12 protein-coding genes are annotated in these 15,026 nt (G+C 54.8%); 2 read left to right on the top strand and 10 right to left on the bottom strand.

What is annotated here, in order from left to right; all coding sequences use genetic code 11:
* The 8 genes from AXW11_RS16380 to AXW11_RS16415 form a co-directional block, all read right to left on the bottom strand.
* Positions 1–1,160 (bottom strand): ATP-binding protein (locus tag AXW11_RS16380; protein WP_286792482.1); only part of this gene is annotated, 1,160 nt, incomplete at its 3' end.
* Positions 1,161–1,189: 29 nt separating this feature from the next.
* Entirely contained in the window at positions 1,190–2,284 is a 1,095-nt protein-coding gene (gene aroB, locus AXW11_RS16385) for a 3-dehydroquinate synthase (protein ID WP_036203593.1), read from the bottom strand.
* Entirely contained in the window at positions 2,277–2,843 is a 567-nt protein-coding gene (gene aroK / locus AXW11_RS16390) for a shikimate kinase AroK (RefSeq protein WP_036203590.1), read from the bottom strand. Before aroK ends, aroB begins: the two co-directional genes overlap by 8 nt.
* Positions 2,844–2,973: 130 nt before the next feature.
* The gene (locus AXW11_RS16395) at positions 2,974–5,055 is read right to left on the bottom strand and encodes a type IV pilus secretin PilQ (protein WP_177190642.1); all 2,082 of its coding nucleotides are present in this window, start codon (positions 5,053–5,055) and stop codon (positions 2,974–2,976) included.
* Between the two features lie 66 nt (positions 5,056–5,121).
* The gene (locus AXW11_RS16400) at positions 5,122–5,670 is read right to left on the bottom strand and encodes a pilus assembly protein PilP (RefSeq protein WP_036203584.1); all 549 of its coding nucleotides are present in this window, start codon (positions 5,668–5,670) and stop codon (positions 5,122–5,124) included.
* Positions 5,671–5,672: 2 nt separating this feature from the next.
* Entirely contained in the window at positions 5,673–6,284 is a 612-nt protein-coding gene (locus AXW11_RS16405) for a type IV pilus inner membrane component PilO (RefSeq protein WP_041335800.1), read from the bottom strand.
* The gene (locus tag AXW11_RS16410; protein WP_041335802.1) at positions 6,284–6,847 is read right to left on the bottom strand and encodes a PilN domain-containing protein; all 564 of its coding nucleotides are present in this window, start codon (positions 6,845–6,847) and stop codon (positions 6,284–6,286) included. Before AXW11_RS16410 ends, AXW11_RS16405 begins: the two co-directional genes overlap by 1 nt.
* On the bottom strand, positions 6,847–7,911 hold the full coding sequence (locus AXW11_RS16415) for a pilus assembly protein PilM (protein WP_036203576.1): 1,065 nt from the start codon (positions 7,909–7,911) through the stop codon (positions 6,847–6,849). Before AXW11_RS16415 ends, AXW11_RS16410 begins: the two co-directional genes overlap by 1 nt.
* Before the next feature lie 214 nt (positions 7,912–8,125).
* On the opposite strand from AXW11_RS16415, the gene AXW11_RS16420 reads away from it, so the two are divergent.
* Positions 8,126–10,612 carry a penicillin-binding protein 1A gene (locus AXW11_RS16420; RefSeq protein ID WP_075195819.1) on the top strand — a complete coding sequence of 829 codons (2,487 nt, stop codon included), beginning with the start codon at positions 8,126–8,128 and terminating at the stop codon, positions 10,610–10,612.
* A 93-nt stretch (positions 10,613–10,705) separates the two neighbouring features.
* On the opposite strand, the gene AXW11_RS16425 is transcribed toward AXW11_RS16420, so the two are convergent.
* Together AXW11_RS16425 and rpmE are read right to left on the bottom strand one after the other, a co-directional pair.
* The gene (locus AXW11_RS16425) at positions 10,706–11,971 is read right to left on the bottom strand and encodes a malic enzyme-like NAD(P)-binding protein (RefSeq protein WP_036203569.1); all 1,266 of its coding nucleotides are present in this window, start codon (positions 11,969–11,971) and stop codon (positions 10,706–10,708) included.
* Between the two features lie 232 nt (positions 11,972–12,203).
* Positions 12,204–12,425: a 50S ribosomal protein L31 gene (gene rpmE / locus AXW11_RS16430; RefSeq protein ID WP_007154619.1), complete on the bottom strand. Its 222-nt coding sequence runs from the start codon at positions 12,423–12,425 to the stop codon at positions 12,204–12,206.
* A 260-nt stretch (positions 12,426–12,685) separates the two neighbouring features.
* Between rpmE and AXW11_RS16435 the strand changes: the two genes are divergently transcribed.
* Positions 12,686–14,866, top strand: a complete 2,181-nt coding sequence (locus AXW11_RS16435) for a primosomal protein N' (protein ID WP_091643466.1) — start codon at positions 12,686–12,688, stop codon at positions 14,864–14,866.
* Positions 14,867–15,026 lie beyond the last annotated feature (160 nt).

Genomic DNA, 15,026 nt, shown 5'->3' on the forward strand with positions numbered 1-15,026 from the left:
GGCTCTGGCTCTGGCTCTGGCTCTGGCTCTGGCTCTGGCTCTGGCTCTGGCTCTGGCTCTGGCTCTGGCTCTGGCTCTGGCTCTGGCTCTGGCTCTGGCTCTGGAACAGCCTGATCAGATTCTTCCACGCTGGGCAACTTGGTCTCGACGACCGGTTCCGACAACTCTACGTCGGTCTCAATCGGTTCAATATCCGGGCTGTCAGGGCCGATGGTGATGCTTTTGCGTACGGTTTCCGGCTCAGGTTCTGACTGCTCCCTTGCAACAGAGTCGTCATACTGCTGCGATACAAGCCACCAGGAACCAGCGAGTATGACCAAGGCCAGCGCGGGCCAACGCAGATTAATCGGCATCGAAAACGTCCGCTTGGCGCCACCTCCGGTCGATGCCATATCCAACCATACGGCTGGTGTTACACGCTTGAGACGGGAAAAACTCCCCTGACTCAAACTGTGTAATTGTGACAATTTCCCTGGCGACAGCAACTCCTTGGGCTTACCACCAGCTCGGTGAATTCGGGGCTCGAGATAAGCGGCGACTTCTTCTTTTGTCAGTGGGCGAAGATGAACCTGATGCACGCCGGCACCGTCCCCTGACAACCCAAGCATCTCAATCAACCGCCCGCTGCCACTGAACACAGGAACCGCCGCCGCAGATCGATCTGCGGCTTCAAAAGCAGAAAACAACAATCTCAGTAGCTCGGTGGGTGCACGATCCGCATCATCGATCAGCAGGACCATCCGCTGCCCCTTCCGAGCCCTGATTTCAGACCATCGGAAAAAGCCGTAAATGGCGTCACGCGCACCTTCGCCAGGATTCAACCCTTTGTGCGCAATACCGAGCAGCGCCCGTGACAGCGCCTGAGTACTCGTCAGCGCCGCAGCTGGTACCCGATGAAAATCCAGACGGGAAGACTCACTTCTCACCAGTTCCGCAAGCAACCGACTTTTGCCCGCTCCCACATCACCAGTGAGAAGCAAAGCGAGGTCACCAAAACCACAGAGGTGACGAAGCGTTTCCAGGGCGTGGTGGCGAGAGGCATCCGGAAAGAAGGGTGTTTCCATATCCAACGGATCGGCCCTTAACCCATAACGCTCCTGGAGTCGCGGAAACAAACCACCACCGTCATGACTATTGAGTCCTTCGTTGTTCACCGTCATTCCCTGCTTTATCCCAGATCAATACCTGTTCAGACTTCTCTACAAAAGCCCCGAAGCGTGGCATCCAGTTCTCGCCTATCCACCGCATCCGTCACCACAGCATCCCCGAGCCTGCGAAGGAGGACCAAGCGCAACGAACCATCCACATTCTTCTTGTCGACTGCCATCAATCGCAGAAAATCATCGGGAGACATCCCCGTGGGTGCAAGCGCCGGAAGCTTGGCTCTCTCGATAATGCGCACAACCCTGGCACGATCCTCTTCGGTGATCATACCCTGGCGCAAGGAAAGATCCGCAGCCATCATCATGCCAGTACCAACAGCCTCGCCGTGCAGCCAGTTGCCGTATCCAGCGAAGGTCTCAATGGCATGACCAAACGTGTGCCCAAGGTTGAGTATTGCCCGTAAACCACCTTCTCTTTCATCTTTTGCTACAACGTCCGCCTTGCAGGCGCATGAGCGATAGATAGCTTCCACCAGGGCTGTTGTTTCCAGATCAATGAGCGACGTAATTTCTTTCTCAAGCCAGGCCAGAAAATCGGTGTCCCGAATCAGGCCATACTTGATAACTTCCGCAAGGCCAGCAGACACCTCCCTTGGAGAAAGGCTCCTCAGACTGTCGGTATCGATCAGTACAACTTCCGGTTGGTGGAAGGCACCGATCATATTCTTGCCCAACGGGTGATTGATACCGGTCTTTCCTCCGACCGAGGAGTCCACCTGCGACAACAATGTCGTCGGGATCTGGATAAAAGAGACACCACGCTGGTAGGAAGCGGCGGCAAACCCGGTCATATCCCCAACCACGCCACCCCCCAAAGCAACCAGCGTGGTTTTGCGGGAGTGACGCTTCTCCAGCAAACCGTCGAAGATACGGTTTAGCGTCTGCCAATCCTTGTATTTTTCACCGTCTGGAAGCACAACCGTATCTACCTGCTTTCCAGGGAAACAGGCTCGGGCTGACTCAAGATACAAGGGCGCAACCGTTTCGTTGGTGACGATCATGACTTGTGAACCAGAGACAAAGGGACTCAGATCATAGCTACCCAGCAGCCCCTGACCGATAACGATTGGGTAACTTCGATCGCCCAGCTCAACCGTCAACTCCCGCAGTGAGTCACGCATGATTTCTGCCTTCCTTACGTATTTGCCTTTTGTGGCGAGGTGTCCTCGGATTAATCCGGTTCACCAATTGCCGTACGACCAGTCTGGGGCTCTTGCGGTCAGTAAACATGACGACATCGGCCAAGAGCGAATAGATAGGGTCCCGCACGGCAAACAGATTTCTAAGGACCGCCTCGGGGTCGTCATTCTGCAACAGGGGACGATTGCGATCCCGCCTCGTTCTTTCAACTTGCTGCTCAATCGAGGTTTTCAGGTACACCACGACGGAATCGCGTTTAAGATGCGCGTGATTCTCTTCTTTCATCACCGCGCCACCGCCCGTCGCCAGCACTGTCTGTGGATATTCCGACAGTTCAGCCAACATGGCCGTTTCACGATGCCGAAAGCCGTCTTCCCCTTCTACGTCGAAGATCCAGGGAATATTGGCGCCGCACCGCTCTTCAATAATCCGATCGGAATCGAGAAAGCGATAGCCCAGCTCTTTGGCCAGCATGCGACCAATTGTGCTTTTTCCCGCACCCATTGGGCCGACCAGGACAACTCGTTTTGGCAAGGACATAACTTCCGCTCATCTACATTCCGGCGCGTGAGAATATCACAGGGTAACGTTTTCCATAAGTTTCAGGAAATGAACCGACAAAAAAACCGCCGTGCGGAACACGGCGGTTTTTTTGTCGGATGCAACCCGATTACTGAATCAGGTCGCTCTTGATGATCTTCGGTGTGATGAAGATCAACAGCTCGCTACGCTCATCAACATGCTCGGTGCGCTTGAAGAGGCGGCCGAGGTAGGGAATATCACCCAGGAACGGAGTCTTGGTAGTCGTCGTAGTAACCTCTGACTGGAAAATACCGCCCAGAACGACGGTTTCGCCATTTCCAACCAACACCTGAGTGGTTACCTCATTAGTGTTGATGGCAGGAATACCGGCGGTCACTTCACCACGGGAGTCCTGATTAACCACCAGATCCATGATGATTTTGTCATCCGGGGTGATCTGAGGGGTTACTTCAAGAGCCAACGCCGCTTCCTTGAAAGATACTGACGTCGCACCGCTGGAAGAAGCCTCTTGATAAGGGATCTCCTCACCGGACTTAATCTTGGCGGTCTGGCGATCGGCAGTAACAACGCGGGGCTGGGAAACAACTTCCGCCTGCCCGTCACTCTCCAGTGCAGAGAGTTCCAGGTCCACAAGAAAATCATCACTGCCCAAACCGATGGCAAATGAGGAAGCACCTTGGCCGGTGACACCCAAATCTACCGCCAGAGCGTCCGGGAAAGTGATCGTGTTGTTGGTACCACCAGCGGCTTGACGCGCCTCCTCAACCGCGTTCTGCGAACCACCCACTGAGAAAACGTTATCACCACTGACATCGTAGGCGGCACCACCCCAACGAACACCGAGATTTTCGGCAACGTTGGTTTGCGCTCTTACAATTCGAGCCTCAATGGAAACCTGACGAACAGGAACATCCCAGGTCGAAACCAGGCGGCGAATTTCATCAAGCTTTTCCGAAGTTTCACGAACACTGATCGTGTTGGTACGCGCATCTGAAGAGACGAATCCCCGAGAGGAGATAAGTTCTTCATCCGCCCTAATCAGTTCAACGACATCGGCAGCCTTGGCGTAATTCACCTGAATGATATCCAGGCGAACCGGTGCGAGCTCAGCGATCTGCTTGGACGTCTCCAGCTCAAGCTTTTCACGGGCGGCGATTTCATCGGCCGGAGCAACCAGCAGTACGTTACCAATCTGACGCTTGTCCAATCCCTTGGTCTTAAGGATCAGGTCCAGAGCCTGGTCCCAGGGCACATTCTGCAAACGCAGCGTGATGCTGCCACTGACCGTATCGCTGGCAACAAGGTTCAGACCAGTAAAGTCGGCAATCAACTGCAATACCGAACGAACTTCGATGTCCTGGAAGTTGAGAGAGAGCTTGTCGCCGGTGTACGGGAACTTCTCCTCTCGACGAGACTCAGCTTCCTCTTCTGTCAGCCTTTCCACGCTGACGGTAAACTGCGAACCGGACTGGTAGGCAATGTAGTCGTAGTTGCCTTCCGGACGAATTTCCACAACCGCATTACCATCTTCCGTGTAGGTATCAACCCGGGTTACCGGTGTCGCGAAATCGGTAACATCAAGGCGGCGACGAAGATTGTCCGGCACACTGGTACCGTCCATCGTCAAGCGAATCTTGCCCCCGAGCTCGGACAGATCCACGGATGCATTGGCACTACCCAGATCTACAATCACGCGTCCTTCGCCATTCTGCCCACGCCTAAAATCGACTCCCGCCAGGTCGTTGCCTGCCGATGAGACCGACTGTCCTCCCGATGCAGTAGTCATCGGTGTAGAGGAAGAAGTCGAGCCTGACGCTGCGACACCACTACCCTGACTGCCGATTGTGACGACCAGGCTGTTCTGGGTACGCACCGTCTCATAGGGAGCCAGCTCTGCCAGGTTGAAGATCAGGCGAGTGCGATCCTTGGTTTCGACAACCGTCATGCTCTGGGCGTTACCTCCCCCGAGCGAGATGTTGCGACTGTCGAGACCGCTGGTCGTGTCCCGGAGGTCCACTGCGATTCTGGCAGGTCGCTCGATCGTGTACCCGGTCGGTTCTGGTGGCTGGCCGTCAAACGCCAGCGTCACCTCGACCCGATCCCCGGACAGCGACGAAAACGACACGTCTTCCAGCGTGACCGCATTGGCCAGGCCGGATAACAACCCAAAAGCAATCACGCCGACGTATACATTGAGTTTTCTGAACATCGCTAGCCTCGACCCCAAACTTTTTTGTTCATGCATGTTTCTTTCAATAATCATAATGCCGCTCCCTTAGCCCTCATTCTCATCCAGCGACAGCGAGCGTGGACGCTCGACCCACCCGCCCCGGCCATTGGGAACGATTTCAATCAGTTCAACCCGGGTTTCATTGACGCCAATAATCCGGCCGTAATTCTGCCCTACATAGTTTCCGGTGCGCACCCTATGAATGCCGCCCATACCATCCTTGATCAGGGCAAAAAGGCTCCCGGATGCGTCACTTAAAGTGCCTACCATAGAGAGTTCCTTCAAATCGAAATTTTCGAGAACCTCTCTCGGCCGATCCAGATCCGGCTCGATATCGCTTTCCGGTTCCTGATCAACCATTGTGAGCTGGATATCAATCGGCGGTTCGAAGGGCGCTCTGCGATCCGCTGCAGAATAGCTGAAAGCCTCATACGCCTTGAACTCTGGTAAGGGTTCGACATGCCCCCGAGGCTTAGCTCGAGTGTCCGCCATAAACTTGTCAAGATCGGAAAAACCACTTCCCTGGGAGCACGCAGTCAGGAAAGATACCAGACAAATACTCATCCAGGCTTTTATTGCATGCTGTCTCGCCATGCTCATTCTCCAGCCCGGTAGCGGTAGGTACGTGCAAGAACCTGCATATTCAGCTGCTCTCCATCACCGCCTGTTGGTGTTATCGTTAGGTCGTGCAACGTCACGATGCGAGGCAGACTTGCCACACTGCTCACAAACGTCGCCAATTCATGATAGGAGCCTGTAACCCGAATATTGATCGGTAGCTCTGCATAAAAGTCGCGCCGCTGCTCGCCTTGCAACTTAACCTCTTGAAGCTCAAGACCGCTGCCCAACGCTGTGTTGGTGATATCTTCAAGAAGTCCTGGCACCTCGGTTTCACTCGGCAACTGACGCACCAGTGCCCCGAAGGTCTCTTCCATTTCTTCCATTTGCGCCTTGAACACTTCCAGATTTGCTACTTGGTATGCCTTGTCTTCATAGCGTTTCCGTAACTCCTGCTCCGTCTTTTCGACTCGCTCCAGTTGAGCGTATTGGTCCTTGATGAAGAACCAATAACCACCGCCGAGAATCAGGCCAAAGATGATGATCGCCACGATGGCCTTGACTGGCGCAGGCCAGATGCCGGCATTATTGACATCCAAGTCGTTAATATCGAATTCATTGAGGTTTTTCAGTGAGTCCGCGAGGCTCATTACTTATCCCCCCCTTCGGGCTCTGGTGTTTGCTGCTTTACCGAAAGATTGAACTGACTGTACCCGGCACGTTGGTTATCGGCAGCAGACACATTTGACAGATTGGGATCAGTGAACCAGTCAGATTCCTCAAAACGCCTCATCAGCGCTGAAATCCGACTGTTGGATTCCGACATCCCAACAATCTCAACCCGCTCACTCTTTTTGGTAAGGCTAGTGTAGAAAAGCCCGTCCGGCAGCGTACGAACCAACTCATCAAAGACCCGCACGATAATCGGACGCTTACCCTGGAGATCCTGAATAACCTGCATCCGCGAAAGAAGCTCATCACGCTTGCGTTTAAGGTTTTCAATCTCCTTGATCTGCTTATCCAGCTGTTTGGTCGCGGTCTCGATGTAGGCGTTCCTGGATTCCTGGTAGGCAATACGGTTGTCCATATCGGTTTTCCAGAGAAAGGTCAGACCAGCAGCAATAAAGGCCGCCCCCAGAATCATCACCACAAACTGTTTTTGCTTCTCCGCCCGGAGTTCTTCGCGCCAGGGTCTGAGGTTAATCTTTGCCATCAGTCAAAGCTCCTCATTGCCAGCCCACAGGCAATCATGAGTGAAGGCGCATCATTGCTCAGCGAAGACGCATTCACCCTTGATCCCACTGCCATGTCCGCGAACGGATTTGCAACCAGCGTGGGTGTGCCCGTTTTTTCCTCGACCATTTCTGTCAGCCCCTGGATAGATGCCGTGCCGCCAGCCAGAACTACGTAGTCAACCGCATTGTACTGGCTTGCGCCGAAGAAGAACTGCAGCGCCCTCGCAACCTGCTGAACTACCGCTTCCCGGAAAGGCGTCAGCACTTCGGAGTCGTAGTCATCGGGGAGGCCACCCTGCTTCTTGGCAAGGCCGGCCTCTTCAAGGGACAGACCATAACGACGCTGAATTTCCTCGGTGAGTTGTTTCCCCCCGAAAATCTGCTCGCGAGTGTAAACCGTCTTGCCTTCAGCCAACACGCTCAGTGTGGTCATGGTTGCGCCGATATCGACGATCGCCACAACGAGTTCTTCACCCTGGGAATCAAGCTGAGGCTCGATGAGGGCGTATGCCCGCTCGAGTGCGTATGCTTCGACGTCCACAATCTTGGTGGTCAAGGAAGCAATCTCCAGAGCGTCTTCCCGAATATCGACGTTTTCTTTGCGACACGCAGCCAGAAGTACATCGACCTGATCCGGGTTAGCCTCAGAGGGCCCCTGAACCTCGAAGTCGATTGCCACTTCATCCAACGGATAGGGAATATACTGATCGGCCTCGAGCGTGATCTGGTCTTCCATCTCAAACTCGTTAAGACCACCGTCCATCTGGATCAGCTTGGTAATAACGGCGGAACCGGAGACGGCCACAGCCACCTGCTTGACGCTCGTACGTGATTTGGACGCGACACGTTTGAGCACTTCGCCCACCGCCTCGACATCCGTGATGTTTTTCTCTACCACAGCATTGGCCGGTAGCGGCTCCACTGCGTAGCTCTCGACCTTGTAACGGTCGCCCTGCTTCGATAGTTCCAGTAACTTGACCGAGCTGGAACTGATATCCACGCCCAGCACCGAACTGGATTTTTTTCCTAACAATCCGAACACGCGCTCACCCTATACCTGGTTACATGCACCGGGTTATGAAAACTCCCGACGGAGTTCTTTCATATGTGTTTTTTATTTAAGAGAATTTCTTTAGTTTTCCGTCTACAATGCTCGTTCTTCTTTAATTGAGAAGCATTGCACCCGGGAAGCGGCTAGCCCTTCCTAAAGCAATTTCTCAAATGATAGACCTATATCCAACAGTTGTCAGAAAAAAATGTCTCATTTGTTGCGTACATCTCGCCTGTTTGCATGGCTCTTTCTCACTGGACTCAGTCTCGCCACAATCGTGGCGTCAGGATTTTACCTATATCTCCGCCCCGGATTGCCTCCTGTTGAGCAACTCCTGGACATCAAGTTGCAGACCCCATTGAGGGTCTACAGCGCAGACGACAAATTAATAGCAGAATTCGGTGAAAAGAGAAGGGCACCGGTCACAATAGAACAGATCCCTACAATTCAGTTACATGCCTTTATGGCAGCGGAGGACGCCCGTTTTTACGAACACTTCGGGGTCGACTTTAAAGGCCTGATGCGGGCTGCCATCGAACTGGTCTCCACCGGCGAGATCCAGTCCGGCGGCAGTACCATCACAATGCAGGTTGCAAAAAATTACTTTTTGTCACGCGATCGGACGTTTATTCGCAAGTTCAACGAGATACTTCTGGCTCTTCAGATCGAGCGTGAACTGGACAAAAACCGCATCATGGAGCTCTATCTCAACAAGATTTACCTGGGCAATCGAGCTTACGGCATTGCCGCCGCCGCCCAGGTTTATTACGACAAACCCGTGACCGAGCTTTCTCTGGCAGAAATGGCCATGCTTGCCGGACTACCAAAAGCTCCCTCAGCCTATAACCCCCTGGCAAACCCCGAACGGGCACAGATCCGCCGTGACTGGATACTCGGTCGCATGCGCGACCTTCAATACATCACTAATGATGCCTATGAACTGGCGACCAACGCTCCGCTGACTGCAAGTTTTAACGCACCGTCCACTGAAGTTGATGCGGACCACGTTGCGGAAATGGCCCGGGCTGAGCTGGTCCGGCGGTTTGGCGATGCCGCCTACACCGACGGCTACGAAGTCAGACTGACTGTCGAGAGCGAGAAACAGCAGGAGGCGACCAGGGCACTCAGGGCCGGACTGGAAGCGTATGACCGGCGTCATGGCTTTCGCGGCCCCATTGGACAGGTGGATGAAGATCAGCTGAAACCGGACAACCTCGGCAACCTGATGGCGAATTACCCCCGCGTAGCCGAACTCGTGCCTGCAGTTGTAACCCGGGTAAGAGACAAAGACAGCGAAGTTGATCTTTACGCCCGCCAGCTTGGCGAGTCCGTAATGGCATTCTCCACAATGACCTGGGCCAAACGATACAAAACCGAAAACCTGACCGGGCCCGAACCAGAAAAGCCATCTGACGTGGTCACTGTGGGTGACATCGTTTATGTAAAGCCCATGGTGGTGATGACCCCAGAGCAGCCAAATGAATCTGACACCCAGGAGCAAAGCGATGAACAGCAAGCCCTGGATATCGCCGAAGTCAGGCGCGTTGCCCTCTCCCAGGTACCCGAGGTGCAGGGCGCACTAATCTCCCTTGACGCAAAAACCGGCGCCATTGAAGCACTCGCCGGCGGATACAGCTTCAGCCAGAACAAATACAATCGCGCCACCCAGGCGAGAAGGCAGCCAGGCTCAACCTTCAAGCCATTCCTGTACCTGAGTGCGCTTGAAAGCGGCATGACACCCGCAACCATCTACAACGATGCACCTATAGTGTTTGACGACTCCGAACTGGAGACCACATGGCGCCCCCAAAACTCATCAGGACAGTTTTACGGCCCTACTCGCCTGAGAGAAGCCCTGTACCGGTCCCGTAACCTGGTGTCAGTACGCTTGCTTCGGGACCTGGGCATCCAGAACACCATAGACTACCTAGAGCAGCTTCAGATCCCCACGGAAGACATGCAAAAAGACCTGTCACTCTCATTGGGCAGCGGACTTCTGACACCAATGGACCTGGCCCGAGGGTTCGCAGTAATCGCCAACGGCGGCTACGATGTCGAGCCCTACCTCATCAGCCAGATTTCGGACATCAACAACGAAACAATCTTCGAAGCACCGGACGTCAAACTCTGCGATGAAAACTGCACAGAGAAACAGGAGAACAACTCCGACGACGAGAAAGAAGTTCGCATTGCCAGGCGTCTGGCCGATGAACGCTCGGTATACATCCTGCATTCCATGATGCGGGATGTAATCAGACGAGGCACCGGCCGACGCGCTCAGGCCCTGGGACGGGATGACATCAGCGGCAAAACCGGCACCACCAATGAACAGAGAGACACCTGGTTCGGCGGCTTCAACCATGACGTAGCCACCACAGTATGGGTTGGCTTTGATCAACCACAACCTCTTGGCCGCCGAGAGTTCGGCGCCAGCACTGCCCTGCCCGTCTGGCTTGATTACATGAAAGTGGCACTAAATGGCGAGCCATCGTCATTGATGGCGAGACCCAATGGCATCGTTAACATCCGCATCGACCCTGAAACAGGCCGGCGTGCAAGACCGGGACAAGAAGGTGCCATGTTCGAAATATTCCGCGAGGAAGATGCCCCGCCACCACTTGACCCACAAGATGATTCATCGGGTGGCAGCAACAATGGCAGCAGCGATGACCTGTCGAGACAGATCTTCTGACACCAGCAAGCTGGACGGGGAATTCCACCGACAAAAAAACCGGCGATTCAACAATCGCCGGTTTTTGTGTTTCCGAAACTCGATTGGGCTATATCAGATGATATCGTCCATCGATTTCAGTGGATAATGGGCCGGGTAGCCGTTACGAGCAACGCCTGAGTCAACCGCCGCGCGTGCGACTGCCGCCGGAACAACTTCCAGCAGGCGCACGTCCATCGGCTTGGGAATGATGTACTCCCGCCCAAACTCGAAACTTGCAACGTCATAGGCTTCACAGATTTCCTGCGGAACCGGCTCTTTCGCCAACTCGCGAATCGCATGAACCGCCGCCACTTTCATTTCTTCGTTGATCGCAGTCGCCCTCACGTCGAGAGCACCACGGAAAATGAACGGGAAGCCGAGCACGTTGTTCACCTGGTTCGGGTAGTCCGATCGGCCAGTAGCCATGATCAGGTCATCACGAGTAGCCAATGCCACTTCAGGACTGATCTCAGGATCCGGATTGGAACAGGCGAACACAATCGGATTCGGCGCCATGAGTTTTAGCTGCTCAGCACTCAACAGATCCGGGCCGGACAGACCAAGAAATACATCGGCACCGTCCATAGCGTCATCAAGCGTACGCTTGTCTGTCTCGTTGGCAAACATTGCCTTGTACTGGTTCAGGTCATCGCGACCGGAATGAATCACGCCCTTGCGGTCCAGCATGTAGATGTTTTCGGACCGAACGCCACAGCTGATCAGCAGCTTCATGCAAGCGATAGCCGCTGCGCCAGCTCCGAGGCAAACCACTTTGGCTTCATCGATTTTCTTACCCTGCAACTCCAGGGCATTGATCATGCCCGCAGCTGTTACGATCGCGGTGCCATGCTGGTCATCATGGAAGATGGGTACACTGCACTTTTCGATCAGCGCACGTTCGATTTCAAAGCACTCAGGGGCCTTAATGTCCTCAAGATTGATACCGCCGAAGGTATCAGCAATACGCTCGACCGTTTCAATGAATGCCTGGGGGCTTTCGGAATTGACCTCGATATCGAACACATCAATTCCAGCAAAGCGCTTGAACAGTACGCCTTTGCCTTCCATAACCGGCTTGCTCGCCAGCGGACCGAGGTTACCCAGACCGAGGATTGCAGTGCCGTCTGAAATCACGGCTACCAGGTTACCCTTGGCGGTATATTTGTATGCGTTCTCGGGGTCCTTAGCGATCTCGCGGACCGGCTCGGCAACCCCGGGGCTGTACGCCAGCGAAAGGTCGCGGGAGGTCTTGGTGGGCTTGGTGATTTCCACACTCAGCTTACCAGGCCGCGGCTTGGCGTGGTATTCAAGGGCTGCTTCTTTCAGATCTTGAGACATTGCCACTGTTCCGTTTGTCACGTTTAAGAGGTAATAAGCCACCGGGCCTTGCCCAGCGGAGCGCGACATTATGGCGCGAAGGACTGCATCAGACAAGGCCCGTTTGACCACTCGCTAATCAGTCAATACGGCTTTTTGCGTATACATTCGCATCAGACGCGCCCTTCAGGACGAGCCTGCAGATACAAAAAAAGCGCCTCGCAAGGCGCTTTTTTCGTTATCAACATTCGAATCAGGCTTTCTTGCCACCGATGCGACCACCGAAACGCTTCTGGAAACGGTCGATACGGCCACCGGTATCCATCACTTTCTGCTTGCCTGTGTAGAACGGGTGACACTGGGAGCACACATCCAGAGTCAGGTCCTGAGTGAACGTGGAACGTGTCTTGAGAACATTACCGCAGGAACAGGTAGCGGTAATCTCGGCATACTTGGGGTGAATACCTTCTTTCATGGCGAACCTCTATCGGTCATGCCGCTACCAGATCACGGGACTGCCTGGTTTTCATAGCAATCCGGGTGTCGGGCACCGCATGTTTGAATCAATTGAGAAGACGGGGCACAATCATGCCCTGCCGGAAACAGACCGCGAATCTTACTTGCAAATGCGGTATCAGGCAAGCCCCGGACCGTCATATCATCCCGCCCGACACGGGACACGCCGGTTTTCAGCTCCTTAAAAGGATAGGCAGATACCGTGACACCTTCATCGCCATGGAGCCACATGTGCCCCGAACTGCGCGTATAGCATTGAACCGCCCTATCCGGCGGCTGTTCGATTATCTGGTGCCAGATCACATTGCACTGCAACCAGGCCAGCGTGTAACGGTCCCCTTCGGACGTCAATCGGCTACCGGGCTGGTGGTCGAAACAGACGCAAAACCACCGGAGGGCATCACCCTTAAACCCGTCCGGTCCGCTGCCGAGGCGTGGCCAGCACTGCCCCCGGAAACCTTTCGCCTTCTTAGCTGGGCATCTGATTACTATCAGCACCCACTAGGAGAGTGCCTTTTTACCGCACTACCACCAGCGCTCCGTCGCGGCAGACCTGCCGTGGAGAATGCCGATCCCTACTGGCAAGCCTGCGGCGATCCGGCGCTGCTGCCCGGCAACGCAACACGACAGAGAGAACTGCTGGCGTGGCTAAACCGCCAACCCGGCGGCGCAGGCAGCAAGCAGATTGTGCGGGCCGGTTTCACGCAGTCGCAAATCCGAAGCCTTCAGGAAAAAGAACTGATCCGCGAGACCACGCCACCCACCCCAGATGGCGTAACAGAGGAAACCCGGAATCGTATCCCCGTACTGTCTCCAGCCCAACAAGAAGCCGCCAACCAACTTCCATCGCCAGACAACGGTTTCGCGACAGCGCTCCTATTTGGCATTACAGGCAGCGGGAAGACCGAGCTCTACCTTCATTACCTGAAGACTCACCTGGACGACCGGCACCAGGCGCTCGTCCTGGTACCTGAGATCAATCTGACACCGCAGACCGTAGCCCGCTTCCAGTTCTATTTCGGACCACGTATCGCAGTATGGCACTCGGCTCTAAAAGACAGCGAGCGGCTCTCGACCTGGCTGAGAATCCGCAATGGCGAGCCGGTCATCCTGATCGGCACTCGCTCAGCGGTATTGCTCCCCTTTACCGATCTGAAAACCATCGTCGTGGATGAGGAACACGACAGCTCCTATAAACAGGGGGAAGGGTTCCGCTATTCCGGCAGGGACACCGCGGTCTATCGCGCCCACCTGAACAATTGCCCCGTCATCCTCGGCTCGGCGACACCCTCCATGGAGTCATACCACAATGCCCTGTCTGGCAAATACGCCCTGATCCGACTCGAAGAAAGGGCCGGAAACGCCAGACCCCCAACCATCAAATTGCTGGATATCCGCAGCCGCCCCTTGGAAGGTGGCCTTTCCCGCCCTGCCCTGCAAGCCATCGAGAAATGCCTCAGCAATGGGCAACAGGCGTTGGTATTCGTGAATCGGAGAGGATTCGCTCCGGTCATGATGTGTTTCGACTGCGGCCATATGGTGGAGTGCCCCCACTGCGACACACGCTTGACTTACCACCGCCGCGACCGGGCCATGCGCTGCCACCACTGCGACTTCCAGACCGCCGCAACAGACCACTGCCCCAAATGTGACGGCGAGGCGTTCAAGCCCGTCGGCCAGGGCACTGAACGCACCGAGGACATTCTAACCTCACAGTTCCCAGACACGCCTGTTGTGCGGGTCGACCGGGATAGCACCCAGCGCAAAGGCAGCATCCAGGGCATCCTCGAAAAAGTAAACAGTGGGCGCCCTTGCATCTTGGTTGGTACACAAATGCTGGCCAAAGGCCATGACTTCCCGAACGTGACGCTGGTGATTGTCGTCAATGCCGATGGCGGACTGTTCAGCGTGGACTTCCGGGCTCCGGAACAGCTGATCCAGACCCTACTGCAAGTGAGCGGACGGGCCGGCCGAGGGAAAAAGTCTGGCGAGGTACTGGTTCAGACTTGCCATAGCGACCACCCCCTGCTGCACTCCCTGGCCGAGGGGCACTATCTCCCCGTTGCCGATCAACTGCTCACGGAACGCGAAACGGGGCAACTCCCCCCCTTTCGTGCAATGGCGATTTTCAGGGCAGAGGCTGAGACGATGGAAAAAAGCCTGCAGTTACTGGACACCATAAAACAACAAGCCCGCTACCAGCAGATAGAGATCTGGGGCCCCCTGCCCGCGCTGATTGCTCGCCGCGCTGATCGCCTTAGAGCTCAACTGGTTCTGCTTTGCAGTAATCGAAAGTACCTCAACCACACGCTCGGCGTTCTGTGTGAAACGCTGGACCAGAGCCGGCTTCCAGCCGGACTAAAATGGGCCATTGACGTAGACCCGCAGGAAACCGGTTAACTTACTCACCTCCCCTTTACTGAAGCCACGCATCAGATTACAAAGTTTTTCAAAAATGAATACCGATCAACATTGCATAGACGCATCCTGTGCTATGATTTTCAGCAAACTAATAATCAAACTTGTGAAAATACTTAAACTTGCGCATTTCAAGCAGGGA

It is taken from the genome of Marinobacter sp. Hex_13 (genome assembly GCF_001566815.1).
GTDB classification, from domain to species: domain Bacteria; phylum Pseudomonadota; class Gammaproteobacteria; order Pseudomonadales; family Oleiphilaceae; genus Marinobacter; species Marinobacter salarius.

Coding starts and splice junctions, on each gene's coding strand:
- AXW11_RS16410 (WP_041335802.1), bottom strand. CDS start 6,847: ATGGCAAAGATTAACCTCAGACCCTGGCGCGAAGAACTCCGGGCGGAG.
- AXW11_RS16435 (WP_091643466.1), top strand. CDS start 12,686: ATGGAGCCACATGTGCCCCGAACTGCGCGTATAGCATTGAACCGCCCT.
- AXW11_RS16425 (WP_036203569.1), bottom strand. CDS start 11,971: ATGTCTCAAGATCTGAAAGAAGCAGCCCTTGAATACCACGCCAAGCCG.
- AXW11_RS16405 (WP_041335800.1), bottom strand. CDS start 6,284: ATGAGCCTCGCGGACTCACTGAAAAACCTCAATGAATTCGATATTAAC.
- AXW11_RS16420 (WP_075195819.1), top strand. CDS start 8,126: ATGTCTCATTTGTTGCGTACATCTCGCCTGTTTGCATGGCTCTTTCTC.
- rpmE (WP_007154619.1), bottom strand. CDS start 12,425: ATGAAAGAAGGTATTCACCCCAAGTATGCCGAGATTACCGCTACCTGT.
- aroK (WP_036203590.1), bottom strand. CDS start 2,843: ATGTCCTTGCCAAAACGAGTTGTCCTGGTCGGCCCAATGGGTGCGGGA.
- AXW11_RS16400 (WP_036203584.1), bottom strand. CDS start 5,670: ATGGCGAGACAGCATGCAATAAAAGCCTGGATGAGTATTTGTCTGGTA.
- aroB (WP_036203593.1), bottom strand. CDS start 2,284: ATGCGTGACTCACTGCGGGAGTTGACGGTTGAGCTGGGCGATCGAAGT.
- AXW11_RS16395 (WP_177190642.1), bottom strand. CDS start 5,055: ATGTTCAGAAAACTCAATGTATACGTCGGCGTGATTGCTTTTGGGTTG.